Source organism: Mesorhizobium sp. M0633 (assembly GCF_040320645.1).
Lineage (GTDB): Bacteria > Pseudomonadota > Alphaproteobacteria > Rhizobiales > Rhizobiaceae > Mesorhizobium.
Window position 1 is genome coordinate 114,013 of the sequence record NZ_JAMYQC010000014.1, and the last position, 25,874, is coordinate 139,886.

General features: G+C 64.2%; 26 protein-coding genes. 11 read left to right on the forward strand and 15 right to left on the reverse strand.

Annotation, left to right across the window (positions count from 1 at the left end; genetic code table 11):
• Nucleotides 1-89: 89 nt before the first annotated feature.
• On the reverse strand, nt 90-2,120 hold the full coding sequence (locus NKI47_RS17030; RefSeq protein ID WP_352591862.1) for a transcriptional regulator: 2,031 nt from the start codon (nt 2,118-2,120) through the stop codon (nt 90-92).
• Between the two features lie 212 nt (nt 2,121-2,332).
• On the opposite strand from NKI47_RS17030, the gene NKI47_RS17035 reads away from it, so the two are divergent.
• Together NKI47_RS17035 and NKI47_RS17040 are read left to right on the forward strand one after the other, a co-directional pair.
• Complete coding sequence (locus NKI47_RS17035) at nt 2,333-3,418, forward strand: PLP-dependent cysteine synthase family protein (RefSeq protein WP_352591865.1); 1,086 nt, start codon at nt 2,333-2,335, stop codon at nt 3,416-3,418.
• A 25-nt stretch (nt 3,419-3,443) separates the two neighbouring features.
• Complete coding sequence (locus NKI47_RS17040; protein WP_352591868.1) at nt 3,444-4,973, forward strand: pyridoxal phosphate-dependent decarboxylase family protein; 1,530 nt, start codon at nt 3,444-3,446, stop codon at nt 4,971-4,973.
• 138 nt (nt 4,974-5,111) lie between these two features.
• Here NKI47_RS17040 and NKI47_RS17045 read toward each other — a convergent pair whose 3' ends face one another.
• From NKI47_RS17045 to NKI47_RS17080, 8 genes are all read right to left on the reverse strand, one after another.
• The gene (locus NKI47_RS17045) at nt 5,112-6,752 is read right to left on the reverse strand and encodes an ABC transporter substrate-binding protein (RefSeq protein WP_352591870.1); all 1,641 of its coding nucleotides are present in this window, start codon (nt 6,750-6,752) and stop codon (nt 5,112-5,114) included.
• Between the two features lie 322 nt (nt 6,753-7,074).
• On the reverse strand, nt 7,075-8,067 hold the full coding sequence (locus tag NKI47_RS17050) for an alpha/beta hydrolase (protein WP_352591871.1): 993 nt from the start codon (nt 8,065-8,067) through the stop codon (nt 7,075-7,077).
• A 16-nt stretch (nt 8,068-8,083) separates the two neighbouring features.
• Complete coding sequence (locus tag NKI47_RS17055) at nt 8,084-8,761, reverse strand: isochorismatase family protein (protein ID WP_352591874.1); 678 nt, start codon at nt 8,759-8,761, stop codon at nt 8,084-8,086.
• A gap of 20 nt (nt 8,762-8,781) precedes the next feature.
• Nucleotides 8,782-10,086: a M24 family metallopeptidase gene (locus NKI47_RS17060; protein ID WP_352591876.1), complete on the reverse strand. Its 1,305-nt coding sequence runs from the start codon at nt 10,084-10,086 to the stop codon at nt 8,782-8,784.
• Between the two features lie 291 nt (nt 10,087-10,377).
• Entirely contained in the window at nt 10,378-11,355 is a 978-nt protein-coding gene (locus tag NKI47_RS17065) for a GlxA family transcriptional regulator (protein ID WP_352591879.1), read from the reverse strand.
• A 188-nt stretch (nt 11,356-11,543) separates the two neighbouring features.
• The gene (locus NKI47_RS17070; protein WP_352591882.1) at nt 11,544-12,725 is read right to left on the reverse strand and encodes a cystathionine gamma-synthase; all 1,182 of its coding nucleotides are present in this window, start codon (nt 12,723-12,725) and stop codon (nt 11,544-11,546) included.
• Nucleotides 12,722-14,146 carry a pyridoxal-phosphate dependent enzyme gene (locus tag NKI47_RS17075; protein WP_352575409.1) on the reverse strand — a complete coding sequence of 475 codons (1,425 nt, stop codon included), beginning with the start codon at nt 14,144-14,146 and terminating at the stop codon, nt 12,722-12,724. The genes NKI47_RS17070 and NKI47_RS17075 overlap by 4 nt, the downstream gene beginning before the upstream one ends.
• A 185-nt stretch (nt 14,147-14,331) precedes the next feature.
• Nucleotides 14,332-14,823: a RidA family protein gene (locus NKI47_RS17080; protein ID WP_352591885.1), complete on the reverse strand. Its 492-nt coding sequence runs from the start codon at nt 14,821-14,823 to the stop codon at nt 14,332-14,334.
• A 79-nt stretch (nt 14,824-14,902) separates the two neighbouring features.
• On the opposite strand from NKI47_RS17080, the gene NKI47_RS17085 reads away from it, so the two are divergent.
• Together NKI47_RS17085 and NKI47_RS17090 are read left to right on the forward strand one after the other, a co-directional pair.
• Entirely contained in the window at nt 14,903-15,232 is a 330-nt protein-coding gene (locus NKI47_RS17085) for a hypothetical protein (protein WP_023675896.1), read from the forward strand.
• Complete coding sequence (locus NKI47_RS17090; protein WP_031211561.1) at nt 15,229-15,876, forward strand: cysteine hydrolase family protein; 648 nt, start codon at nt 15,229-15,231, stop codon at nt 15,874-15,876. The genes NKI47_RS17085 and NKI47_RS17090 overlap by 4 nt, the downstream gene beginning before the upstream one ends.
• A 115-nt stretch (nt 15,877-15,991) precedes the next feature.
• Here the strand turns inward: NKI47_RS17090 and NKI47_RS17095 are convergent, their stop codons facing one another.
• The 4 genes from NKI47_RS17095 to NKI47_RS17110 form a co-directional block, all read right to left on the reverse strand.
• Nucleotides 15,992-16,345: a winged helix-turn-helix transcriptional regulator gene (locus tag NKI47_RS17095; RefSeq protein WP_023675899.1), complete on the reverse strand. Its 354-nt coding sequence runs from the start codon at nt 16,343-16,345 to the stop codon at nt 15,992-15,994.
• 334 nt (nt 16,346-16,679) lie between these two features.
• Nucleotides 16,680-18,026, reverse strand: a complete 1,347-nt coding sequence (locus tag NKI47_RS17100) for an FAD/NAD(P)-binding protein (protein WP_023675901.1) — start codon at nt 18,024-18,026, stop codon at nt 16,680-16,682.
• Nucleotides 18,027-18,075: 49 nt separating this feature from the next.
• Complete coding sequence (locus NKI47_RS17105) at nt 18,076-18,528, reverse strand: RrF2 family transcriptional regulator (protein WP_023675902.1); 453 nt, start codon at nt 18,526-18,528, stop codon at nt 18,076-18,078.
• A 147-nt stretch (nt 18,529-18,675) separates the two neighbouring features.
• On the reverse strand, nt 18,676-18,867 hold the full coding sequence (locus NKI47_RS17110) for a hypothetical protein (RefSeq protein WP_156937312.1): 192 nt from the start codon (nt 18,865-18,867) through the stop codon (nt 18,676-18,678).
• A 339-nt stretch (nt 18,868-19,206) separates the two neighbouring features.
• Here NKI47_RS17110 and tauA point away from each other — a divergent pair, with 339 nt between their 5' ends.
• The 4 genes from tauA (at nt 19,207) to NKI47_RS17130 (ending at nt 22,173) form a co-directional block, all read left to right on the forward strand.
• Nucleotides 19,207-20,220 (forward strand): taurine ABC transporter substrate-binding protein, encoded by a 1,014-nt coding sequence (gene tauA / locus NKI47_RS17115; protein ID WP_023675904.1) that lies wholly within the window; start codon nt 19,207-19,209, stop codon nt 20,218-20,220.
• 108 nt (nt 20,221-20,328) lie between these two features.
• On the forward strand, nt 20,329-21,102 hold the full coding sequence (locus tag NKI47_RS17120; protein WP_352591888.1) for a taurine ABC transporter ATP-binding protein: 774 nt from the start codon (nt 20,329-20,331) through the stop codon (nt 21,100-21,102).
• Nucleotides 21,099-21,965 carry an ABC transporter permease subunit gene (locus NKI47_RS17125; RefSeq protein ID WP_023675906.1) on the forward strand — a complete coding sequence of 289 codons (867 nt, stop codon included), beginning with the start codon at nt 21,099-21,101 and terminating at the stop codon, nt 21,963-21,965. The genes NKI47_RS17120 and NKI47_RS17125 overlap by 4 nt, the downstream gene beginning before the upstream one ends.
• 19 nt (nt 21,966-21,984) lie before the next feature.
• Entirely contained in the window at nt 21,985-22,173 is a 189-nt protein-coding gene (locus tag NKI47_RS17130) for a hypothetical protein (RefSeq protein WP_023675907.1), read from the forward strand.
• 58 nt (nt 22,174-22,231) lie between these two features.
• On the opposite strand, the gene NKI47_RS17135 is transcribed toward NKI47_RS17130, so the two are convergent.
• A complete protein-coding gene (locus NKI47_RS17135) occupies nt 22,232-22,417 on the reverse strand; it encodes a hypothetical protein (protein ID WP_023675908.1) in 186 nt (61 codons plus the stop codon).
• A 307-nt stretch (nt 22,418-22,724) separates the two neighbouring features.
• Between NKI47_RS17135 and NKI47_RS17140 the strand changes: the two genes are divergently transcribed.
• The 3 genes from NKI47_RS17140 (at nt 22,725) to NKI47_RS17150 (ending at nt 25,450) form a co-directional block, all read left to right on the forward strand.
• Entirely contained in the window at nt 22,725-23,084 is a 360-nt protein-coding gene (locus tag NKI47_RS17140) for a septal ring lytic transglycosylase RlpA family protein (RefSeq protein WP_023675909.1), read from the forward strand.
• Nucleotides 23,085-23,339: 255 nt separating this feature from the next.
• Nucleotides 23,340-24,617, forward strand: coding sequence for a polyhydroxyalkanoate depolymerase (locus NKI47_RS17145; protein ID WP_023675910.1), 1,278 nt, complete (start codon nt 23,340-23,342; stop codon nt 24,615-24,617).
• A 215-nt stretch (nt 24,618-24,832) separates the two neighbouring features.
• A complete protein-coding gene (locus NKI47_RS17150; RefSeq protein WP_023675911.1) occupies nt 24,833-25,450 on the forward strand; it encodes a transglutaminase-like cysteine peptidase in 618 nt (205 codons plus the stop codon).
• 9 nt (nt 25,451-25,459) lie between these two features.
• Here NKI47_RS17150 and NKI47_RS17155 read toward each other — a convergent pair whose 3' ends face one another.
• Complete coding sequence (locus NKI47_RS17155; RefSeq protein WP_023675912.1) at nt 25,460-25,828, reverse strand: helix-turn-helix domain-containing protein; 369 nt, start codon at nt 25,826-25,828, stop codon at nt 25,460-25,462.
• Between the last annotated feature and the right edge of the window lie 46 nt (nt 25,829-25,874).

Sequence of the window (25,874 nt, forward strand, 5' to 3'; positions counted from 1 at the left end):
ACGATGCGCCCTGGCTGCAGACATGACGATGTTTGGGGCGGCCAGCCGCGATGAGCGGTTTGGAGAGCCTGGCAAACCGCGCGCCTGCCTCACCCCAGCCCGATCCGCTTGGCGCCTTGCCGGAACAGCGCCTCGGCGTCCGGCTCGAAGCGGAACGTGCCGATGAAATCGTCGGCGCAGTAGTTCGGCAGCATCTTGCGCAGCGCAGCGGCGAAACTTCGTGCCTCGTCCAGCCGCCCCGCCAGCGCAAGGCAATGCGCGGCAATCGCGAGGATGATGGCGTGGGCGTTGGGACGCGCGGCTGCTTTCAGCGCCCATTCGGCGGCTTCGTCGAACTGGCCGAGCCGGACATGCGACATCGCCCTGGCGCCCAACATACCGAACAGCAGCGGATCGAAGGGGCTCAGATGCCTGGAATGGTCGGATGAGCCGATCGCAGCCTGCGGGTCGCCGGACTGCGAATGGACGAAAGATAGCGCATAGTGGCCGAGCGCGAAATTCGGGCTGAGGTCTACGGCGCGTTCCAGCTCGATGAGGGAGCCGTCCTGCTCGCCGCGCAGCCACAGCGCCCGCCCCATGGCCCAGTGAGCGGCCGGATTGTGATCGTCGACGAGCAGGCTCTGGCCGGCTGCCTCGAAGGCCAGGGCGCTTTCGTGGTCGCGGTCGCCCCAGCGCTGGAAGGCATTTTGCCAATGGGTGAAGGAGAGGCCGGCATAGGCGCGGGCGAACGTCGGATCGAGCTTCAAGGCTATGTCGAAGAAATGCCGGGCCTGCTCGTTTTCCGCGCGGGTGAAGCGATACATGTGCCAGAGACCGCGGTGGTAGGCTTCCCAGGCGTTCAGCGAATTGGGCGCCTTCAACATGGCGCGGTTGCGCTCGACCGTCTCGATCTCGGCCGAGATCGACGAGACGATGCTGTTGCCGATGTCGTCGAGCACGGCAAAGATGTCGTTCGGCTTGCGCTCGAACGTCTCGGCCCAGACGATCCTGGCCGTGCGCACTTCGACCAGCTCGACCGCGACGGTGACGCGGCCGGCCTGCCTGCGTACCATGCCGGTGGCGACATAATCGACATTGAGCCGACGGCCGGCATCCTCCGGCCCAATGTTTTTTTCGGCGAGCGCAAACACCGAACCGCGCGCGATGACGAAGAAATCCCTGAGCTTGGCCAGGCGGGTGATGATATCGTGAGTCAGGCCATCGGCGATGCCTCCGCGTGGGCCGCCGTCAGCCGTCTCTTCGGCAAACGGCATCACCGCAAGCGAAGCCTTCTGCGATGCAGCAGTGTCGGAATTGGGAAGCACAATTGACGCGTGAGGGGCCGCGGGTACGAGTGACGGTCGCGCCCGGAGCGTAGCGGCAGGTCGTTCGTTGCGGATCGTGCGCCATGCCTCACGAACGGGTCCGAAATCCAGATCCTCCGAAGCAAACAGCTGCGCTGCGGAAGCGAGATGTTCCTCGCAGGCGTCAAACTGGCCGCGCTGCGCCAGCCCTTTCAGAAGAGCCACATGCGCGCGCCCGTCGAACGGAGCGAGTTCCAGCCATTTGTCCAGATGCGAAGACAATCTGTCGGCATCCACCGGAAGCTTGTTGACGAGATGTTCCAGGATTGCGGCGTGCCAAGAGCCGAAGCGGCGGCGCTGGGCGATCAGCCAGCTGTTGAAATGCGGGCTGCGGTCGATCTCCAGCCCATCGAGAAAGTCGCCGGCGAACATTCCGGAAAGAGCCTGCAGCCGCTCTAGACCGAGCGTCTCAACGCCCTTGGCGGCGGCCGAGGCTATGTCGACAGCGTCGACGGAAGCACCTCTCAGATCAAGCGCGATCGTGTCGCCTGGTGTCTCGACCCTGCGACGATGCGGTTCATCGAGGATGCCTCTAAGCTTGCTCAGGCACCAGCGAAGCTCGCCGCGCGGGTCGTTCGGCACATCCCACAAAAGCTCGCAGAGGCGGCTGCGGCCGACCGGATGCGGCGCCAGCGCCAGATAGGCGAGCAGCGCACACAGCTTGCGCGATTTTGGGAGCTGGATGATGATGCCGTTGCGTGCGATCGTCAGCGGTCCGAGCAGACGCACGGAAAAGCCGGCCACCTCGCCGTGGAGGCTCGATCGGGCGGATTCCACGTAAGTTTCCACGCCTGCTCCCACGCTGGCCAGTCGGCCTTTGTTTTATCACCAAACGCGACACGGTGCATCCGGCAGCGAATTCCGCTCCGGATGCTGGCATTGCCGGAGGCAAATGTAGCGCGGCAAGGTCTCGAAACCTCGCCGCCCAAGCCACCGGTCTGTAACCGGCCCGTGACGACAAGGGCCAACAACAAAGCGAGGAGATCGACATGTTGCATCAACAGAAAATCAGAACCACCGCCGGGCGCGGCCGCCTGTTCGACAGCGTTCTCGACACGGTCGGCGATACGCCGGTGATCCGCATCAATAATCTCGGACCGGACCATGCCACGATCTACGTGAAGGCCGAGTTCTTCAATCCCGCCGCCTCGGTGAAGGACCGGCTGGCGCTCAACATCATCGAGGAAGGCGAGCGCAGCGGCGCTCTAAAGCCTGGCCAGACCGTGGTCGAGGCGACCAGCGGCAACACCGGCATCGGCCTTGCCATGGTCTGCGCCCAGAAGGGCTATCCGCTGGTGGTGACGATGGCCGACAGTTTTTCCATCGAACGCCGCAAGCTGATGCGCATGCTGGGCGCCAAGGTGGTGCTGACGCCGCGCGCCCAGAAGGGTGTCGGCATGTACAAGAAGGCGGTGGAGCTCGCCGAAGCCAATGGCTGGTTCCTGGCCCGCCAGTTCGAAACCAAGGCCAACGCCGCCATTCACGAAGCGACGACGGCGCGCGAGATCATCAACGATTTCGCCGGCTCGCGGCTCGACTGCTTCGTCACCGGCTACGGCACGGGCGGCACCGTCGCCGGTGTCGGACGCGTGCTGCGCCGCGAGCGGCCGGAGACCCGGATCGTGCTCGCCGAACCGGCCAATGCGCAGCTTATCGGCAGCGGCAAGCCGCAGCAGCGCGGCACCGGCGGCGCGCCTGCCGCCAGCCATCCGGCGTTCGAGCCGCATCCGATCCAGGGCTGGACGCCCGACTTCATTCCGGACGTGCTGCAGGAGGCGATAGACGCAAGCCTCTATGACGAGGTGGTGCCGATTGCCGGGCCCGAGGGCATGAAATGGGCCAAGGCGCTGGCGCAGAAGGAAGGGATTTTCACCGGCATCTCCGGCGGAGCGACCTTCGCGGTGGCGCGGCAGATCGCGGAAAAGGCGGCACCCGGCTCGGTGATGCTGTGCATGCTGCCCGATACCGGCGAACGCTACATGACGACACCGCTGTTCGACGGCATCGAGGCGGAGATGGATGCCGAGGAGACTGCGCTTTCGCAGTCGACGCCCGGCTGCCAGTTTCCGGCGTGACGGCGGCACATCGGGAGCGGCCTGCATGGACACGAAACCTGGACTGGCCGTCACGGCCACCGAGGAAACGCTTGACCCCTCGAACTGGGCCGACGTGCAGGCCCTGTCGCATCGGATCGTCGACGATGCCGTCGCTTACCTGCGCGATGTCAGAGAGCGTCCGGTGTGGCAGGAGATGCCGGTTGATGTGAGGACCTTCTTCACATCGCCGCTGCCGCGTTCGCCGGCGCCGCTAGCCGAGGTGTATGGCCAAGTAACCAGGAGTTTGATGCCCTATCCGATGGGCAACGTCCATCCGCGCTTCTGGTCCTGGTATATGGGCTCGAGCAATTTCACCGGCGCGCTCGGCGATTTCCTGGCGGCGATCCAGGGCTCCAACCTCGGCGGCGGCAACCATGCCGCCGCGCTGATGGACAACCAGGTCGTCGACTGGTGCAAGCAGATGATGGGCTTTCCGCAATCGGCCAGCGGCACGCTGGTCAGCGGCGGCTCGATGGCCAACATCATCGGGCTGACCGTGGCGCGCAACGCCAAGGCCGGCATCGACATACGCGAGCACGGCGTTGCCGGCATCGACAAGCCGCTGCGTTTCTACGGCTCCGACCAGCTTCACTCCTGTCACCGCAAGGCGATGGAAGTGCTCGGCCTCGGCAACCGGGCGCTGCGTCGCATCCCGAGCGATGCCGGGCTGCGGATCGACATCGCTGCGTTGCGGGCGGCGATCGCCGAGGACCGCGACGCCGGCTTCAAGCCGGCCTGCGTAATCGGTACGGCCGGCACGGTGAACACCGGCGCAATCGACGATCTGCAAGCGCTGGCTGACCTGGCGGCAAAAGAGGATCTGTGGTTTCACGTCGATGGCTGCATCGGCGCCTTGCTTGCGATTGCGCCGGACAATTCGCATCGCGTTGCCGGCATCGAGCACGCCCACTCGATCGCGCTCGATCCGCATAAATGGCTGCACGCGCCATTCGAGGTCGGCTGCGCGCTGATCCGGGATGCCGCCGTGCATCGCGGCACGTTCGCGGTGACGCCGGAATATCTGGAATCGACGCCGCGCGGCCTGGCCTCCGGCCAATGGTTGCACGATTACGGCCTGCAGACGACGCGCGGCTTTCGCGCTCTGAAGGTGTGGATGGCGTTGCGAGAGCACGGCATCGAAAAGTTCGGCCGGCTGATCGACCAGAACATCGCGCAAGGGCATTATCTCGGCGCGCTGATCGCGGCCGAACCGGCACTCGAACTGGTAGCGCCGGTGAGCATAAACATCGTCTGCTTTCGCTACCGCGCGGACGGACTGGGCGGGGAGCGCCTGAAAGCGCTCAATACCGAGATCATGCTGAGGCTGCAGGAAGAAGGCATCGCCGCCATTTCCGACACGACGGTGCATGGCCAGCATAGCCTCAGGGTGGCGATCAACAACCACCGCACCCGGCGCGACGATCTGGACCTGCTGGTGCGGGAGACCGTGCGGCTTGGACTGGAGATTTCAAGGCCTGGCGTGGCTCTTCCTTCTCCCCTTGTGGGAGAAGGTGGACGCGAAACGGCCGGATGAGGGGTGTTCCAGCTTGATACTGACGGCACTCCGTCCGCACCCCTCAACCGTCTTGGCGCTGCGCGCCAATCCACCTTCTCCCACAAGGGGAGAAGGAAGAAGGAGCGGCGCTGGCCCCGACAATGGTCGTCTGCAAGGCTACGCCTCGAGCCAAACCTTCTCGAAATGCTGCTCGAGCGACTGGTGCTGCTCGCAGCCATGCACGCCCTTGCGGTAGGTGCGGTAGACCGAGCGCCAGTAGGGCTGGATGATGACGCCGGAATCGCGCAGATTCTGTTCGATCTTGGCCATGAGCTCCTTGCGGGCGCCGGGATCGGGCATCGCCAGCGCCTTGTCGAGCAGACTGTCGAATTCCGGATCGGCGTAGGCGCTCTCGTTCCACGCGGCGCCAGACTTATAAGCGAGCGCCAGCACCTGGACGCCGAGCGGCCGGCCGAGCCATTCCGTGCAGGAGAAAGGATATTTGCTCCAGTCGTTCCAGAAGGTCGCGGCCGGCAGCACGGTGCGCTTGATCTTCAGCCCGGCCTCGCGCATCTGCGCGGCGATGGCGTCGCCGGTGCTCTTCTGCCAGTCGACGTCGACCGAGATGAGTTCGTATTCGTGGTCGGCCTTGCTGGCCTCGGCGAGCAGGGCCTTGGCTTGATCAATGTTGCGGACGGCCGGGCCGATATCGGCATATTCGGGATGCATCGGCCCGACATGATGGTTCTCGGCAGGCTTGCCGCGGTTGTCCATGCCGATCTTCAGCACGGCGGCGTTGTCGACGGCGAGCTGGGCGGCGCGGCGCACCTTGATGTCGTCATAGGGCGGATTGCCGATATTGAACCGCGCGACGATGGTCGAGCCGGTGGCGATTTCCGAATTGCTCAGGCCCATGGAGTCGGTCTGCGCAACCGTGTCGGAGGCGGTTTCGTGGTCGGTGTCGATCTCGCCCGATTCAAAGGCCGACAGCATCGCATTGGGGTCGGAGCCGTAGTCCACCCATTTGATGCCGTCGAGGTAGAACTCGCCCTTCCACCATGGCTCGTCTTTGCGGCGGACTTCGGCGCCGACTTCGGCGTCCCATGCCACGAGTTCGCAAGGCCCGGTGGTGATCGCCAATGCCTTCAGCGGATCGCCGTCGCCTTCATAGCTGCGGTGCATGATCAGCGCCGGGTAGTCGGCCATGCCGGCGATCAGCGAAATGTCGGGCTTCGGCAAATTGAGCCGAACGGTGACGTCGTCGACGCGCTCGATGCCGCCGTCGACGGGCTTCTTGGTATCGGCGTTGACCAGTGCGCCCATGCGCGCGGCGACCGAATTGCCGGCGACGGACGCATCGCACCAGCGCGTCAGATTGTGGATCACGTCGTCGGCGTTGAAGGTGTCGCCGTTCGACCAGGTGATGCCCTTGCGGACATGCAGCGTCAGCACGCGGGCGTCGTCGCTGGTTTCCCAGCTCTCGAGCAGCCATGGCTCGAAGGTGAAGTCGCGCTTCCAGCGCACCAAATATTCGTTGCACTGGCGGGCGACGTTGGACATCTCGACGCCGTCGAAGGTGCGCGGATCCTTCCAGCCCTTGACGTTCATGGCGACACGCAAGATGCCGCCGCGCTTCGGCTCCTTGGCCCTGGCCGGTGACGGCGCAAGCCCGCCGAGCGCCAGCGCGCCGGTAGCGCTGACGCCGAGCGCAGCCATGGTGGCGAGATATTCGCGCCGGTTCATCTGGCCTTTCTTGAAGCCATCGGCGACGGGCTCGGCCTGCGGATGCAGTTTTCGATCGGTCAGCATGAACTTCATTGTCGTCATTCCCCTGTTGTTGGGCACCTCTGCCGATCGCCAAACGCGGGGGACGGATGCGATCGCCGGAGCCGCCATTGCCTCGGGGATGATAGGGCGAGCTCCCGTGGGAGAGTGTTCGGACTTCCGCAGTTCTTGTGCGCTGTTCCGCAAACGGAAGGTCCCCCTCACCCGGATTGCCAACCGAATTACGAAGAGCAATTCGGGGCAATCCGACCTCTCCCCCGGGGGGAGAGGAGGTCGCCAGCGTTGATGCCAGCCTCTTCTCCCCAGCGGGGAGAAGGTGAACGCGAAGCGGCCGGATGAGGGGGCCTTCGCAACCTCAGTAAGGCCAGTCGCCTTTGCCGAGCGCGGCGATGGCCGCAATGATGCGCCCGAAGGCTTCGCCGGCTCGCGGTACGGTCTTGCGGGCGCGTAGAAAGCTATGCACGAGGCGCGGCTCCTCATGCCACCAGGCGCGACCGCCGGCGGCCAGGATGCGGTCGCGATAGGCCTCGCCTTCCGAGGACAGCGGGTCGCATTGCGCGGTGACGATGACCGTCGGCGGCAGCCCGGAGAAGTCGGTGTCGCTGAGCGGCGAAAAGGTCGGGTCGTCCTGCGACTGTCCCTTCGCCGACCGGATCTGGCGATAGAACTCGATGTCGCGCAACGTCAGCAGCGGCGCTTCGGCGTGCTCGACACAGGAGCCGGCGCTCTCTTTGCCAACTGGTTCCGGGCCGCCGAGCTCGGGATAGATCAGCACCTGGCCGATCGCATGGCGAGGATGGCGGCGTGTCGCCTGTGCCACCGCAGCGGCCAGATTGCCGCCGGCGCTTTCGCCGCAGAGCACTATCGGCAGGCCGGCCGTCGCCGTCGCCCATTCGAATACGGCCAGCGCATCGTCGAAAGCGGCCGGATGCAGATGCTCGGGCGCCAGCCGGTAATCGGCGGACAGCACGGCAAAGCCGGTGCCGGCGCATATCTCGGCGCAGATGTCGTCATGGCTGTCGAGCCCGCCAAGGACGAAGCCGCCGCCGTGATAATAGACAACCATCGCTTGCGGCGCCGTGCCCGCCATCTGGAAACGCCGGACCGGGATCGCACGGTCGCCGGCAGGAACCGCGCTGTCGCTGGCCTTGACGCCGGGTGGATAGGGCTCGCGAAACGCCCGGCACATGGCATCATAGACCGCCCGCTGCCTGTCGATCGGCATGTAGACGATTTCGGGCGGATACCACTCGTTGACCCGATCGATATAGGCCCACAGCTCCGGATCGAGCAGCGTTTGGTATTTTCCGCGCCCTCTCGTTCCGGGTCGCTCGGCCTCGGTGATCATCGCTGCGCGATCCCGCTCAGAGCTCGGCGTAGAGCCGGGCAGCATTTTCATAGCTGAAGCGCAGCGGCACCGAGCCCTCGACCTGCCAGGCTTCGACCGTCTCGCCTGCCAGCAGCCGGCAGGCGCCGTCGGTGGTGGTGACGGCACCGCCATAGAGCCGGTTGGCAAGGTTGAGGATGGCCGTCTGGTGCATCGCCGTGCTGCCGCTGCCGCAGGCATCCTTGACCAGCAGCACTCGAAACCCGAGCGCCACCGCATCCTTGACGGTGGCATCGATGCAGGCCTCGGTCCAGACGCCGGCAACGACCAGCCACTCGATGCCGTCGGCCTTCAGCCGCTCGGCGGCAGGCCCCGCGCGGAAGGCGCTGGCATCGGTCTTGACCAGCATCATCTCACCTGTCGCCGGGCCCACTTCCGCGCAGATCGCAGTCAGCGGATCGTCCTTGTCGGAAAACGCGGACTTGCCGCTGGCCTCGACCGGGTGGAACGGCAGCGCCGTGGCGAGATCGACGATATAGGCCCAGTGGTAAAGGGGCACATTGTTGGCCCGCGCCGCCTCCTGCAGCCGCTGGACGTTGGCGAGGATGTCGCCATAGCCTTCGACCAGATAGCGCTTGTCCCGCCGATGCTCCTCCTGGAGATCGATGAACACCGCCGCCACCTTGCCGCGCTTGATCGAGATCGGGCTCTTCATGCAAAACTGCCTGTCAACACTCAAACAAGCCTGTCAAGGAAATCATCCTCATAGGGGAAGCGCGACAGGAGCTCGGTGCCGGTCTCGGTGATCAGGATCTCGTCTTCCAGCTTGACGCCCTCGCGGCCGCCGTTCTCGCCGATATAGCTTTCGACGCTGACCACCATGCCGGGCACGATGACACCGTCGCGGCCATAGGTCTCGTAGTCCATGGCATGCGCGATGAACGGCGTTTCGCCATGCATGCCGACGCCGTGCATGACCGAGGTATAACGCTGGTCGACGAAGCGGTCCGGTATCTTCCAGGCCCTTTCGGCAATCTCGCGAAACGCCATGCCCGGCTTGACGACCCCGATATTGTGCTGAACCTGGTCGTGCGCCATGCGGTAGAGCGACTTCTGATAATCCGTCGGCTTGCCCGGTCCGCAACGGAAGGTGCGCGAAAAGTCCGAATAATAGCCGTAGCAGCCGATCGTATCGGTATCGAGCGCCAAGAGTTCGCCCGGCCTGATCTTGCGGCCGCTCGCCTCGTTGAACCACGGATTGGTGCGCTGGCCCGAGGTCAGCAGCCGGGTCTCGATGAACTCGCCGCCTTGCCGGATCACCTCACCATACATGATGGCGAACAGCTCGTTTTCGGAAACGCCAGGCTTGATCGCCTCGCGCACCGCATAGACCGCAGCCTCGGCACCAGCCATCGACACCTGCAGGCATTTTACTTCCTCGGGCGTCTTGACCGCGCGCACCGCCAAAATCTCGCCCTGGCAATCCCGCACCTCGCAGCCGCGCTTTTCCAGCGCCAGTGCCTGCAGATGGCTGCAGCGGTCAAGGCCGAGCTTCATCGAGCCGCCGCCATGCGCCTTGAGCAATTCGGCGATCTCATCGGCGAACGGGCCGGCGGTCTCGTCGTCGCGGCCTGACACCGATGACCAGACCAGCTTGGACGGACGCGCCTCGTCGATCGTGTCGAGCACCATCGAGACATGGTAGCTCTGCGGATATTCGAACAACACGATCGGCCCTTCGGTGGGGATGAAGAAGTAGCGCGTCGAGTTGCGCAGGAAATAGCCGAACATGTTGCGCGAGCCGGTGGCGTAGCGCTGGTTGTAGGGGTCGAACAAAACGACGCCGCCATAGCCGGCCTCGCGCATCCAGGCGCGCAGCCTGGCCAGCCGGCCCTTGCGCAGCGCGTCGGCGTCGATGAAGGACGGCTCGGTGTCCGACAGCCACATGCCGCCGGCCGGATCCGCCGCCGCCGGATGGCGCATGCGGTCCTTGAAGTCGACATCCTCGGTGCTGTCGGGGTCAAAAACGACGATGCTCATGGGTGCCTCCTGAAGCGGGGAAGATGAGCCATACGTCGTTCAGAGGCTGTGCGCGATACCGCAGATGTTGTGCGAAATACCGCTTGAAGTCGTTCCGTAGCGTTCTACGGCGCCCCCCTCTGTCCTGCCGGACATCTCCCCCTCAAGGGGGGAGATCGGCTCGTCATCGCCGCTTTCGTGAATTTCCACCGTCGCAGGAGGAGCGGAGCATCGAAGCTGCCAATCTCCCCCTCGAGGGGGAGATGCCCGGTAGGGCAGAGGGGGGCGCTGTCCCGCCAACATCCGAAATACCTAATGCCTCCGCATTACCTTCGGCGCATGCCCATGCTCCTCCCGGAACGCCCGCGCAAAGCTCGACATCGAGGCGAAACCGCAGGCCAGCGCGACGTCGCGCACCATCAGCGTCGAATGCGCCAAGAGGTCGGCGGCACGCTTCAGCCGCAGGCGGCGGTAATAGCCGTTGGGCGAGATACTGAGTTCGGAGCGGAAATTGCGTTCGAGCTTATCGGAAGAGACACCAAGTCGCCCCGCCAGTTCCGCCATGCCGAGCCCCTCCTCCACCGCATCCTCCATGATGGCGATGGCCGACAGCACCAGTTCGTTCTGCACGCCGGTCCGCAGCCTGAGCGGCATCAGCTTGCGGTCGACGCTGGAGCGCAGCGGACTGTGCACGAACCATTCGGCGACGCCGGCGGCCAGTTCGGCGCCATAATCGCTGGTGATGATCTCCAGCATCATGTCGAGGCTGCCGACGCCACCGGCCGAAGTGAAGAGCTTGCGGTCGATGACATAGAGATCGCGCCTCAGCTCGATATCCGGAAACGCTTCGGTGAAGGCAGCCTGGCTGGTCCAGTGCAAGGTGCAGGCATGACCGTCGAGCAGGCCGGCCCGAGCCAGGAAGAAGGCGGCATCCGCCACCGCACCGATATGGGCGCCGTCGCGCAGGCTCCTGCGGATCCAGCTCACCGCATCGTGCGCGACGAGATGATCGGCATCGCCGCCCGAGCAGACGACGACGCGATCGACCTTCGGCGCGTCATGGGCGGCAAAGCCGGGGTGGATGACGACGCCGTTCGAGGCCTCCACCGGGCCTTCGGCGGCGCCGACGATGATCCAGCGATAGCAGTCCCGCTTGGCCAGCACGTTGGCGGCGCGGAGCGGCTCGATCACCGAGCTGAACGCCATCATCGGAAAGCCTGGGAAGACCAGGATGGCAAAGGTTAGGGGGGTGTCGCTTGCCGTCGGTTGGTGGCGTTGTCGGTTGTTCATAGCTTATGGAGCCAGAAGGATCGGGACGCTACAATTCAGGCAGATGCGCCCTGGGTCAACGGAATAGCGTGCAAGCTTGGGGGTGCGACGCAGAACAATTGCCGCTTGTCGGTGATCCCTCACGCCCCCCTCTGTCCTGCCGGACATCTCCCCCACAAGGGGGTCCCGCCGACGTCTCGCTATCCGGCTCAGCTCGCCAGCGCCTGATCCAGATCCGCAATCAGATCATCGCCGTCCTCGATCCCGGCCGACAGCCTTACCAGCGAATCCGAAATCCCGATCTCGGCGCGTTTTTTCGCCGGGATCGAGCCGTGCGTCATCAGCGCCGGGTGCTCGATCAGGCTTTCGACGCCGCCGAGGCTTTCGGCCAGCGTGAACAGTTGCGTATGTTCGAGGAAGCGTTTGGTGCCGGCGAGGTCGCGGTCGAGCTCGACCGTGATCATGCCGCCGAAGGCGTGCATCTGCCGCCTGGCGATGGCGTGCTGCGGGTGGCTGGGCAGGCCGGGATAGATGACACGGCGGATGTCGGGACGGCTTTCCAGCCAGTGCGCGATCTTCTGGCCGTTCGACGAATGACGCTCCATCCTCAGCGCCAGCGTCTTCAGTCCGCGCAGCGCCAGGAAACTGTCGAACGGCCCTGAAATGGCGCCGATGGCGTTCTGCAGGAATTTCAGCCGGTCGGCGAGATCCTTGTTGTCGCCGACCACGGCGACGCCGCCGACCATGTCGGAATGGCCGTTGAGGTATTTCGTCGTCGAATGGACCACGATGTCGATGCCGAGCTCCAGCGGCCGCTGCAGATAGGGGCTGCAGAAAGTGTTGTCGGCGACCGACATCACGCCCTTGCGCCTGGCAAGTGCTGCGACGCCTTCGAGGTCGACGACACGCAGCAGCGGGTTGGTCGGCGTCTCGACCCAGAGCATTTTGGTTTCCGGGCGGATCGCCGCCTCGACCGCGGCAAGGTCGGTGAAGTCGACGAAGTCGACCTGCAAATTGGCCGAGCGCTTGCGCACCCGTTCCAGCAGCCGGAACGTGCCGCCATAGATGTCGTCGGTCGCGACGATATGCGCGCCTGAATCGAGCAATTCGAAAATGGTTGCGATCGCCGCCAGCCCCGAAGCGAAGGCGAAGGCGGCTGTGCCGCTTTCGAGGTCGGCCACCGCGCGCTCGAAGGCGAAGCGGGTCGGGTTCTGGCTGCGGGCATATTCAAAGCCCTTGTGCACGCCCGGGCTCTGCTGACCGTAGGTCGAAGTGGCATAGATCGGTACCATCACCGCGCCCGTCGTCGGGTCGTGGCTCTGGCCGCCATGGATGGTGCGCGTCGAAAAGGCGAGGCGGTTTTTGCCCGATACGGTGGCTTTGACGGTCATCGGGCGCGCCTCAGATGGTTGATCAGGTCGATGCGTGTTATCAGGCCGATGAATTCGTCGCCATCGAAGACGATGGCGACCTCGTTGCGATCGAAGACCGGCAGCAACGCGTCCAGCGTCTGGCTGGCTTCCAGCGTGTGCAGGGTAGAGGTCATAGCCGTACTGACCGGGGCCTTGAAGCGGTCCCAGCGGCTGTCATAGGGGCCTTCGACCTTGGCGAGGATATCGCTTTCGTCGATGATGCCGACGAGCTTGCCCTCGTCCAGCACCGGCAGCTGCGAGACATCCGATCGGCGCATGCGGCCATAGGCGTTGAGCAGGCTTTCGTCCGGGCCGACGGACACGACATCGCCGGTGCGGAGCGTGCGCATGACCAGGTCCCGCAGATCGCCATGCTGCTCCTGCTCGGCCAGGCCCTGCTCGACCAGCCAGAAATCGTCGAAGACTTTCGACAGGTACTTGTTGCCGCTGTCGCAGACGAAGGTAACGACGCGCTTCGGCACGGTCTGCTCGCGGCAATAGCGAAGCGCTGCCGAAAGCAGCGTACCGGACGACGAGCCGGCGAGAATGCCTTCCTTCGAAAGCAGGTCGCGCACCGCAAGCATGCTCTGCTTGTCGGGGATGGAATAGGCCTTCCTGACCAGCGACAGATCGGCATTGGGCGGCACGAAATCCTCGCCGATGCCTTCGACGGTCCAGCTTCCGGCCTCTACCATCTTGCCGGTCTTGATCAACGGTGCCAGCACCGAGCCGACCGGATCGGCCAAAATCATCTCGGTCTTCGGCGAGACTTTCGCAAAATAGCGGCCAAGCCCGGTCAGCGTGCCGCCGGAGCCGACGCCGACGACCACCGCATCGACATCGCCTCCGAGCTGTTGAAAGATTTCCGGCCCGGTCGTGGTTTCGTGGGCCAGCGGATTGGCCGGGTTGGCAAACTGGTTGGCGTAGAAGGCGCCGGGCAACTCGGCGGCGATCTTTTCGGCCATGTCCTGATAATATTCGGCATGGCCCTTGCCGACATCGGAACGCGTCATGCGCACTTCCGCGCCGAGCGCCCGCAGATGCTGGATTTTTTCGCGCGACATCTTGTCGGGCACGACGAGGATGATGCGGTAGCCCTTGGGGATGCCGACCTGGGCGAGACCAAGACCGGTATTGCCGGCGGTCGCCTCCACGATCGTCCCGCCGCGTTTCAGTTTGCCCTGTTTTTCGGCGGCGGCAATCATCGACAGCGCGATGCGGTCCTTGATCGAGCCACCGGGATTCTGGCTTTCGAGCTTGATGAACAGCCGGCACTTGCCGATGTCGAATTTGGTCAGCTCGACGACCGGTGTCTGCCCGATCAGGTCGAGAACCGAGGCATAGGGCGGGCGCAGGCGGGACGATGCATCGTCCGGTGCCACGATCTTGTGCTTGCTCATGTCAGATGCTCCGTTGCCAGAATGAGCAACCGCCCTGGAAGACGGCAACCTACCGTCTTTTCCAGCCGTTTGCAGTTGGAAAGAAGATAGATCGTGCCAATCCGGCCGCCAGCAGGGGAATGGAATTTCGCGAAAGCTTCGCCGGCCTGCAGGCAGGCAAAAGATTTGCAGAACCCGCTTAGGGTTCAGGCGATCGCCGCCTGGGCTTCGGTCTCGATCAGAAAATCCGGATTACCGAGGCCGGCGACGCGCAGCACCTTGATGATCGGCGGCGCGCCACGGTTTGCCCAGAAGGCCATCCAGGCGCCGAAGGCCGGCCCTATGTCCAGGTCGCCGGCGATATAGACCGAGAAGCTGACGAGGTCTTCAGGCTCTGCCCCACCGGCTTCGAGCACCTTTGCCAGGTTGGAAAGCGCCTGAGCGGCCTGTGCAGGGAGATCGTCCCTGGCGACGATCCGGCCTTGCGCGTCGACGCCATTCTGGCCGCCGACCAGCACGATGCGCGCGGATGCCGGCAGCGACACGCCTTGCGAATAGGCCGGATTGCTGTGCATGCCCTCGGGGTTCAGCCTTTCGATGTCACCGCGCTTTTCCTCCTCAGCGAAAATTATCCCGCGGCCGCCCGGCCGCCCATAGGGATCGCGCGGCACAGAACGGCAATCGTGCGGCCGTTTCAACGCACCATCTCGTTCGTTGCGGCTGCCGATTCCGCCATGCTACCCGGCGCTGGGCGAACAGCAATGCAAGGAACGGCCGATGAAGATTCTTGCCTATGACAATTTCAGGCCCGGCGTCACGCTCGACGATTTGCGGCCTTATCTGCGCGACGAAGTGTCGAATGTCTGGCGGCTCTGGAAGGCGGGGATCGTGCGCGAGAACTATGCGCGCGGCGATATTGGCGGCGTCATCATCGTCTTCGAGCTCGACAGCGTCGCGGAAGCGAGGCGATACACCGAGGACTTCCCGCTGTCCAAGGCCGGGCTGCTGGAATGGCACTTCATCGCCTTCGACGCGCCATTGCCGCTGGAATTCCTGTTCGATCCGACGGTCGATATCGCCAAGCCATGGGACCGGACTGCGGCATGATCCGGGCGAGCGACGGGATCGAAATCCCGGCCAGCCTGGCTGAGTGGTGCGATCCGCGCCGCACGGCGCTGGTGGTCTACGACATGCAGGTCGGCATCTGCCGGCAGGTGGCCGGCGCCGCCACCATCGTCGAGCGCACCGGCACGGTGCTGGAAGCGGCGCGCATGGCCGGAATGCGGGTGGCGTTCACGCGCCATCTGTCGCTGCCGCGCAAATGGATGGGCGCGACGCAGCTGCGCACCGCCATGAACTGGCAGCGGCGCGACAGCCCCGACACGGTTGAGCCGTGGTTCCCGCGCGACGCCGAAGCGACGCGGATCGTGCCCGAGCTGGAACCCCGCGATGACGAGGCGGTGTTCGACAAGCTCACGATGTCGGCCTTCGATTCCACCGCGCTCGGCTTTGCCTTGCGCGATTGCGGCGTGCGCACGATAGCGCTCGCTGGCATCGCCATGGAGATCGGCATCGAGCCGACCGTTCGCCAGGCGACCGACAATGGCTTTGTCGCCGTGGTAATCGACGACGCCTGTGGCTTCGGCAACCGCGAAGCGCGCGACCGCTCGATGGCGACGCTACGCTTCCTCGGCGAAGCCGTCGTCACCGACGTCGCAAGCTTCTGCAGCGCGCTTGCCGGCGCGGGTTGAGGGCAATCGGCTTGCCGCGCGACCCACCGTTTCACGGCAACGCCGAACCGCTCCATCGCTTTGTCTTCACGCAATTGCGGACGGAAAACCGCTCCGCGCTTTTCCCGGAATTGATCTAGGTGGTGGCTGCGCTGTCGGTGCGAAAACGCACGCCCTCGGCGCGGCCGTGCACGCTGCCCCAGTCGTAGAGCGCCTGGAGCGCGGCGGCGAGATCTTCACCGCGCCCGGTCAAGGCATAGCGCCCCTTGCCGTCGGGCGACGTCTCGAGCGTGACGAAGCCGATCTCGACAAGCTCGGCCAGGCGCTGCGTCAGCATCTTGTCCGAGAGTGAGGGGATCAGCCGGCGCAGGTCGGAATAGCGCATCGGCTGTTCCTTGATCCGCGCCAGGATCACCGTCTTCCATTTGCCGCCGAGCGCGTCGAGCGCGAACTCGACCGGACAGCCGTACAGTCTTCCGCGTTGGGTCATGCGCCAATGCTAGGCAAGGCACGGTGACAACGGAAGCAGAATTTGCCCGGTCATCTGGCCAGGGTCGCGGCTCACGGCCTGGCCGGCTACAAAATCCATGGAGGAGAACGAAGATGAGCGCCCGCGACACCAATCCGGTCAATGCGAGACGGCCGAAACGTGTGGCGTCATCGCCAACCCGGCTGTCTCGACCACCACGGGCTGGCCGGTCGGCTTCTGGTGGAGCGAGCTCCCGCACCCTTGGTTCGCCTTCACCGAACGCGGCTATGTGGCCGAGATCTTTTCACCCGGCGGCAGGTGTCCTGCGTCCGGAATTGCGTCAAGACAAAGGGCCTCATCCGAGTAAGCGCTTGCTTAGCCGCGCACACTGCACGCGAATATCGGGAATGGCGTCGATTTCGAAGAAGGTGCCGCGCGTCAGTGGCCCGACGGCGAGGATCTTGGCGGATACCGTGCCGTCGCCGGCGATGACCTCGCAGTTCGCGGTCACGTCGAGGCCGAGGCGCAGCGGATCCGGCCGTGCCAGCCCACGCTCGACCAGCGACCGCACCACGCTGTTCGAGGTGGTCGAGATGTCCCTGGCGATGCCTGTGCAATCATAGATGCGGGTGACGTCGAAGCTTTCGAGCTGCTGCGTGTGGCGCGACTGGACCTGTACGCTGAAGCCGTCGCCGGCGGCGATCTCGACGACGCGCCCGGCGACAAGGCGGATGCGGCCCGCTTGCACCGCCTCGGCAACGCGGGCGTAGACTTCAGGCGCCATGCGGTGGCGGTGGATGTCCCACCAGGCTTTGGTGTGCTCGACGAAGCGGCGCTTGGCCGAGGACGGCCAGTTCTGCCAGATCTTCTGGTTGAAGGGTCTCAGACCGTCGACGACGTCGCGCCAGTCGATGCCGGCCTTCTGGTTTTCCCGGATCAGGTCGCGGAACCAGCCGACGAAATAGGAAAGCTGGGTGCCGAGCGGAATGTCGGCAACGTCGAGCTTGATCGGATTGCCCTTGCGATGCGGCGAAGGCAGCAGGCCGCGCCGAGACACCGCGACGATCGCGCCGCGGTGGCCGCGCTGCTCGAGCGACAGGAAGGCATCGACCATGCTCAAGCCCGTGCCCAGCACCAGGACTCGGGCTTCGGGGTCGAGCGCAGTGTCCGCCTCGGATCCCATCCTGATCGCATGCCCCTGCCCCGCCCCCGGCTCTTCGTCATGCCCGGTGGCGAGCACGGCAAGATGCGCGACCACGCTGGTGCCATTGGCCAGCGCCACTTCGACGCCTGACGCGGTCGGCGAGATCGACAGGCTCTCCTCGCGGATCAGGCGCAGCCGGCCCGTCTGCTGCTCACGCGCCTCGAGCTCGTCGAGCAGCTCCTTGAGATAGCGGGCGTAGACGCTGCGCGGCGCATAGACCGGCGCCTGTTCCGGCGTTGCCAGGCCGCGTTCAAGCAGCCAGCGCGAGAAATTGCCGGGATCGTCGGCATAGGCGCTCATGCCCGACGCGCTGACATTCAGCACATGTGCCGACAGCAGCGTTGAATAGGCCATGCCTTGCCCAAAATGAGGGCGTTTTTCGATCAAGCTGACACGTAGATCGGGATTGGGCGACTTCAGCAGATGCGCGGCAAGCACGACGCCGCTGGCGCCGCCACCGACAATGATGATCGAACTTGGCGTAGCGCGCACGGTCATGCGCACACCAGCTGTCCTGGCGATCGTCGCCGGCTCAGGAGAGATTGGTTCAGGCTTGGATTTTCAACGCCGCCGAAAAATCCTCGTCGCCGGCGATGTCGCGCATTTCGGCGAGGCTGCGCTGGTCCAGCACCTCGGCGATGGCCTGCCGGACCTCCAGCATCAGGTGTCGGACTTGGCATGTCGCCTCGTTGCAGTCTTCGCAGCGCTGATACTGGGTGCGGCTGGCGCAAGGAATGGGGGCAAGCGGTCCGTCGAGCACGCGCACGACGTGGCCGACCTTGATCTCGTCCGCCGGGCGTGCCAGCCGGTAGCCGCCCTCCTTGCCCTTGCGGCTCTGAACGAAACCGGCATTGCGCAATTCGCCAAGGATGGCATCGAGGAACTTCTTCGGAATATTGTTTCCTGTGGCGATGTCGTTGACGAAGGCGAGCTGTCCAACCGGCAGGCGCGCCAGATGGACGAGCGCCTTGAGGCCGTATTTACCTTTTTTCGTGAGCATAACCCGAACGTTTCTCTGTCATGCGATGGCGCAAGGCCACCGGTTGCGAAACGCCTGGCGTGCCTCCCCGCCGCGTCCAAGCTGTCACTACAAATAAATTCTAGTGACATGATATACAAGCCGAGAAACGTTGATTTTGCTTCGTTTTCACGCCGCAATGGCCATTTTGGCCGGGGCTTGTGCTCTTGGAAGCACAGAAGCCGCCGCCAATGGCGCACCGCCAAACTGGCCGGCGGCAGGAATGTCCCCATTGGCGAGAATACCGACAGCAGCTTCTGCCCCTGAATTTGAAGGCCAAAGCATGCCGCGCGCGGCAACAAGGAGGGTGGCGTCGCTCATCGTCCTCTCCAATCCTTCAATGTCGATAAGGATACTAGACTTAACCGCGAACACAGGGAACTTGTTTCCAATTTCTTGGCTATTCACAGCACGGGTTTGCCGATGCAGGGGCGAAAACGGGAAATCCTTGTTGCGCGCATGGACGACGTGGAAGCGGTTCCCGGGCAAGGATGATGGTTCTCACCCGGGCCGTCACCCAGAAGCGCGCGAACTGCCATAGCCAGATGACTTTTTCTAACAAGACCGAACCGATTGGAAGGATTTAACTCTACAAGGACGATAGAGTTAGGTGACTATGAAACGCAATCCGGGTTTTTCTCGTTTTTCAAGGAGCCTTTCATGTCCACCATTTCGCGACGTATCGTTCTCTTGTCCTCGGCGGCCTTGGCTGGTGCGGCCTTTCTCGGCCCAGCCGATGCGCAGGACCTCAAGATCACTATCGGCTACCAGACGGTCGTCGAACCCTCGAAGGTGCCGCAGGCCGACGGCGCCTATGAGAGCGCGACCAAGGCGACAATCGACTGGCGGAAATTCGATTCCGGCGCCGACGTGATCGCGGCGATCGCTTCCGGTTCGGTCGACATCGGTTATGTCGGCTCGAGCCCGCTGGCGGCGGCGGCGAGCCACGAGCTTCCCATCCAGACAATCTTCATTGTCGGGCTGATCGGCGAATCCGAAGCCCTTGTCGCCCGCAACGGCGCCGGCATCGAGAAGGCCGCCGACCTTGCCGGCAAGAAGGTGGCGGTGCCCTTCGTTTCGACGACGCATTACAGCCTGCTTGCCGCGCTGAAGCATGAGGGTGTCGACCCGAAGTCGGTCGATATTCTCAATCTGCGGCCGCCGGAGATCGCGGCGGCATGGGCGCGCGGCGACATCGACGCCGCCTATGTCTGGGATCCGGCACTCGGCCAGATCAAGACTTCGGGCAAGGTCGTGCTGGATTCCTCGCAGGTCGCCGCCTGGGGCGCGCCGACCTTCGACGCCTGGATCGTGCGCACCGACTTCGCCGAAAGGAACCCGGAAGCGGTGCGCGACTTCGTCAAAGTGACGGGCGCGGCCTATGCCGAGTTCCTGGCCAAGCCGGACGTCTGGTCGGTGACGTCGCCGCAAGCGGCGAAGATCGCCACGATCACCGGGGCCAAGCTGGAGGACGTGCCGCAACTATTGAGGGGCTATGTCTTCCCGACGCTCGAGGAGCAAGCCTCGGACAAGTTCCTCGGTGGCGGCACGGTCAAGGCGGTCGAGGCGACATCGGCCTTCCTCAAGGAGCAGGGCAAGATTGACGCCGTGCTGCCGGATTATTCGAAATACGTGTCGTCGAAATATGTCAGCGAAGCGCTTGCCTCGAACTGACGCCAACGCGCGCGGTTCTCCTTCCCTGACGCCGCGTGCTCCCTGCCCCGAACCGCTTGCGAGGAGCGGCTTCGGGGCAGACAGATTCGGAATATCGGCGAGGTTCCCATGACGCATCTCGTGCTCGACAAGGTCTCGGTCCACTATGACGGTCAGCCGGCGCCGGCGGTCGAAAATGTGTCGATTGAGATCGCCAAGGATGACTTCGTTGTCCTGGTCGGCCGCTCAGGCTGCGGCAAGACCTCGTTGCTCAACGTCGCTGCGGGCCTGGTCGAGCCTGTGCGCGGACGCGCCACGATTGGCGGCAGGCCGATCACGGCGCCAGGTTCTGACCGCGCCGTCGTGTTCCAGAACGACGCGCTGTTTCCGTGGCTGACCGCGCGGGAAAATGTCGCCTTTGCGCTCAGGCTGCGCGGTGTCAGGGCCGCCGAACGGGCGCGGACTGCCGACGACCTTCTGGCGCTGGTGAAACTCGACGGCGCCGGCGACAAGCGCATCTGGGAGCTTTCCGGCGGCATGCGCCAGCGCGTCGGCCTGGCCCGGGCGCTGGCGGCCGAACCGCAATTCCTGCTGCTCGACGAGCCGCTGGGCGCACTCGATGCGCTGACCCGGGAACGCATGCAGACGACGCTGCTCGATCTGTGGACGGCAAGCCAGGTCGGCGTGCTGATGGTCACGCACGGCATCGACGAAGCGCTGGTTCTTGCCACCCGTATCATTGTGCTCGCTCCCGGCCCTGGCCGGGTGGTGTGGAGCTTCGAGACCGGCTTCAGCCGGCGCTATGCAGCCGGCGAGGCCATTCGCAGCATCAAGGCCGATCCCGCGTTTGTGGCGGCGCGCAGCGAACTGACCGACGCGATCTTCGAAGGAGAGGCGGCGTGACCATTTCCTCCTACACCGAGCGGCCGCAGCGCTCCAATATCGACGACGGAGCCGACGCACTGTCGGTGCCATGGTCGCGGCCGCCGCCGAGACGCAGCCGCGTTTCGGCCCGCATGGTCAGCGCAATCACCATTCTGGTGGTGCTGGCGGCGTGGACGGTATCGGCCCGCCTGCAATTGGTGTCGCCGGTTTTCCTGCCGTCGCCCGTGGCAGTCTGGAACAAATTTGTCGTCGTCGCCCGTGACGGCTTTGTCGACGCGACGCTCGCCCAGCATATTGCCGCCAGCCTGTGGCGGGTGTTTGCAGCGCTGATCGCGGCCGTTTTCGTCGGCGTTCCCATCGGGCTGGCGATCGGCGTCAGCACGATCGGGCGCGGCATCTTCGATCCGCTGCTCGAATTCCTGCGGCCGATCCCGCCGCTCGCCTATCTGCCGCTGATCATTATCTGGTTCGGCATTGGCGAGCCGTCCAAGATCCTGGTGATTGCCATTGCCATGCTGGCGCCAGTTGCGCTGTCGACGGCATCGGGTGTTCGCGGCGTATCGAAGGACCGCATCAATGCAGCGCGCTCACTTGGCGCCACGCGGCGCCAAGTGATCAGGCAGGTGATCCTACCCAGCGCGCTGCCCTCGATCCTGACCGGTCTGCGCATCGCGCTTGGCGCCGGCTGGTCGACGCTTGTCGCCGCCGAGCTGGTGGCCGCGACGCGTGGGCTTGGCTTCATGATCCAGTCCGCTGCCCAGTTCCTCGTCACCGACGTGGCGGTGATGGGCATCCTGGTGATCGCGGCCATTGCCTTCGTGCTCGAATTCATCATCCGCAGGATCGAGCGGGTGCTCGTCCCGTGGGCGGGGCGGGAGTAACCGGACCGGAGACGTGACGATGCCCCATTCCACCGCTGTACTGTTTGCGCATTTCGGCCATTGGCTCCGCCTGATCAAGGCCGGAGACAAACAGCCGCCTGACGGCGAACGCAAAACGCCGACGCCGGTGCATCTGGACGCGGAGCGCAACCGCCTGCCACCGCGCGACGAAAGTTTCTACTGGGGCTGGCAATACTGGTCGCGGTGAGCGGCCGCCACGGGTCCGCTTGTGCTGCTCCGGCGAATGCCTGAGGATCGACCCCTGCTCAAACGCGCGAGCGGTTCGCCCAGGCCAGCCCCGCCAAGCCAACCAGCGCGGTGACGATGCCGGCATACAGCCATTGCGACTGGCCGGTCATGAAGCTGCCCTGGACCCAACCGATGCCTTGCAATGACCACAGCACGCCGATGGCGAGCACAATCAAGGCCAGCAGATTTTTGATCAATCTCATCGTTGCAAACTCCTTTTCAAAGTCGATCGCCAGCCGTGCCCTCGTACCGGTGGAAGAGCGAAAAGAAGCGGTTCGGTCACGCCAACTTCTACTTAGATGCTAACCTCTGATCCTGCGCAAGACATGCGGAGATCGGTGCAAAGATCATCAAGGAAGCTGTGCCGCTCTGCGGCAAATCTCTGACAAATTGTTTCGCGCCGACTCCAAACGTGTAACATTGCCATGGAACCGACAGATCATTGCCGCATTTGCTGCCTCATTCGCCCCTAACCGCCGCGGGTCTGTCAACGGAGCCAGTCCCCAACACATGAACAAAAGCAACCGGACCGCGCTCGTCGCGGCCATGATCGCGGCTGGCCTGATGGTCGGCGCATCCACTGCCAGCGCCGCCGCGCAGTGCGGCCGTGCCTCCTGGTACTCACTGCATTCCAGAACCGCTTCCGGTGAACGCATGAACCCGTCGGCGCTGACCGCAGCGCATCGCAGCCTGCCGTTCGGCACCAAGCTGAAGGTGACCAACCGCAACAATGGCCGCAGCGTCGTCGTGCGTATCAACGACCGCGGCCCGTTTATCAGGGGCCGGATGCTCGATCTGTCGAAGGGCGCCGCCAGCCAGCTTGGCTTCATCAGCTCGGGCCACACCGCTGTCTGCATGGCACGGGTCTAACGGCCGCCACGGCCGGACACCGCCTCCGACGCTCGTCCCCAATAGCCGTGCTGCTTGCCAGGCCTTCGCAGGTGCACATTGAGCCGGCTGTTGCCGTTCCAGGCGGATTCTCAACGCCTTGGACGAAAGAACGAGGATAAATCACGCAAGTTGACGTATTGCATCGCAGCAGATTGTTGCTAACTTCCCCGCAAGGCATTCAAGGCTCGGCGCTGCTCGTCGGCCCTTCGATCGCAGTCGGCAGCGGGGTTCTCGATGTTCTACCAGCTCTACGAACTGAACCACGCCGCCTTGCAGCCGGCGCGCCTCTATGCCGATGCGGTGCGCCTGTTCTACTCCAATCCGCTCAATCCGGTCTCACACACGTCCTGGGGCCGCTCGGTTGCGGCAACGGCCGAACTGTTCGAGCGCACGACGCGCCGCTACGGCAAGCCGCAATTCGGCCTGACCAAAACCGTGGTCGACTGGAAAACCGTCGAGGTCAGCGAACGCACCGTCTGGTCGCGGCCGTTCTGCAACCTGGTCCGTTTCGAGCGCGCGGTTCCGGCTGGGCGCCGGCCGGATCCGAAGCTGTTGATCGTCGCGCCGATGTCGGGCCACTACGCGACGCTGCTGCGCGGCACGGTGGAGGCGATGCTGCCCTATGCCGACGTGCATATCACCGACTGGGTCGACGCCCGCATGGTGCCGCTGGCCGACGGCAGCTTCGATCTTGACGACTATATCGACTACATCGTCGACATGCTGCATGCGCTGGGCCCCGACACCCATGTGATGGCGGTGTGCCAGCCTTCGGTGCCGGTGCTGGCGGCGGCGGCACTGATGGAAGCCAAGGGCGATCCGTTCGTGCCCTCGACGATGACGCTGATGGGCGGGCCGATCGACACGCGCCGCAATCCGACGGCGGTCAATCTGCTGGCGCAGGAAAAGGGCATCGACTGGTTCCGCGACAACGTCATCATGCGCGCGCCCTGGCCGGTGCCGGGCTTCGGCCGCGAGGTCTATCCTGGCTTCCTGCAGCTTTCGGGGTTCATGAGCATGAACCTCGACCGCCACATCATCGCCCACAAGGACTTCTTCATGCATCTGGTGAAGCATGACGGCGACAATGCCGAGAAGCACCGCGAGTTCTACGACGAATATCTGGCGGTGATGGATCTGACGGCGGAATTCTACCTGCAGACCGTCGACACCGTGTTTGTCCGCCAGGCCTTGCCCAAGGGCAAAATGACGCATCGCGGCGTGGCGGTCGACCCTTCGGCGATCCGCAATGTCGCCCTGTTCACGGTCGAGGGCGAGAACGACGACATCTCCGGACTCGGCCAGACCAAGGCGGCGCACGACCTGTGCATCAACATCCCGGCCGACAGGCACGCCCATTACATGCAGCCGGCGGTCGGCCATTATGGTGTGTTCAACGGCTCGCGCTTCCGCTCCGAAATCGTGCCGCGCATCGTTGATTTCATTACCAGCTATGGCCGTCAGAACCGCGTTGCGGTGAAGCCGAAACTGGTCCGGACCGGCAAGAAATAGGCGACCAGCGATGATGCCGCGCCCGCGACCTCGCATCAGGTCGGCCAACGCTAAAATTACCGGTTGGAACCGGTGTAGTCCATCCGAGCTGTTGCACAATAGTCGCGTTGGCGCCACGCGGGTAACCATGCCGCAAAATCAATCCATCCTCATAATTGACACGGACTGTAAATACCCCTTAACGTTTCGTTAATAACAAGGGACAAGCGGGGACAATGATTTCCTCACCAATGGCGAGAACGCTGCGCCTGTGCGCGCTGGCCGGACTTACTGTGGCGGCAGGTTGGGCCGGTTCGGCCTCGGCAGCCAGCCCGATGATAACAGGTGGCCCGACCTCGCAGCCGATCGGCCATTATGATTTCTGCAAGAGCTACGCGTCCGAATGCACGATCCGCCCGAAGGATCTGTCGCCCGCCAGCCTGACCGGCTCGCTGTGGCGCAAGCTGCTCAGCGTCACGGCAAGGGTTAACGCCGCCGTCAAGCCGGAGAGCGACTTCGACATCTACGGCAAGGACGAGGTCTGGGCCTATCCCGACAAGGGCGTCGGCGATTGCGAGGACTATGTCCTGGAAAAGCGCCGTGAGCTGAACCGGCTGGGCGTCTCGTTTTCCGATCTGCTTATGACCGTCGTGCGCAAGCCGGATGGCGAAGGCCACGCCGTGCTGACGGTGCGCACCGACAAGGGCGACTACATCCTTGACAATCTGACCGACCAGGTCCGTTCCTGGGACCAGACCGGCTATCGTTTCCTCAAGCGGCAGGCGATTGACAATACCGGCCGCTGGGTCTCGATCCGCGGCGGCCAGCAGGTTCTGGTCGGCTCGGTCCAGTAACAAGGCAGCTCATTTCGGCCGTGCCAGCGCGGCGCGGATCGACGCAATGATGCGGCGAAGCTCGGCTTCGTCGAGCTTTTCAATGTTGTCGGCCAGGAGATTGGCAAGCTCGGTCGCCGCCGGGCTAAGGCCCGACGTGTCGAGCTTGACGCGCGGATGCGAGGTTTCGGCCAGCCGCGCCAGTTCCTCGGCGTCATCCCAAATGATGTTGAAATAGCCGATGATCTTCTGGATCAGCGTCCAGCTCGGCGCACCGCGGCGGCCGTGTTCCAGCGCCGAGAGATAGGCTGCGCTGACGCCGATCGCCTTGGCCATGTCCTTCTGGCTGACGCCGCGCTCGTTTCGCAGCACGCGAAGCTTTTCGCCGAACGGGGTCACAAGCGCACCTTCATGGGTGCATCCTCATAGGTGCGTCCCTCATGGG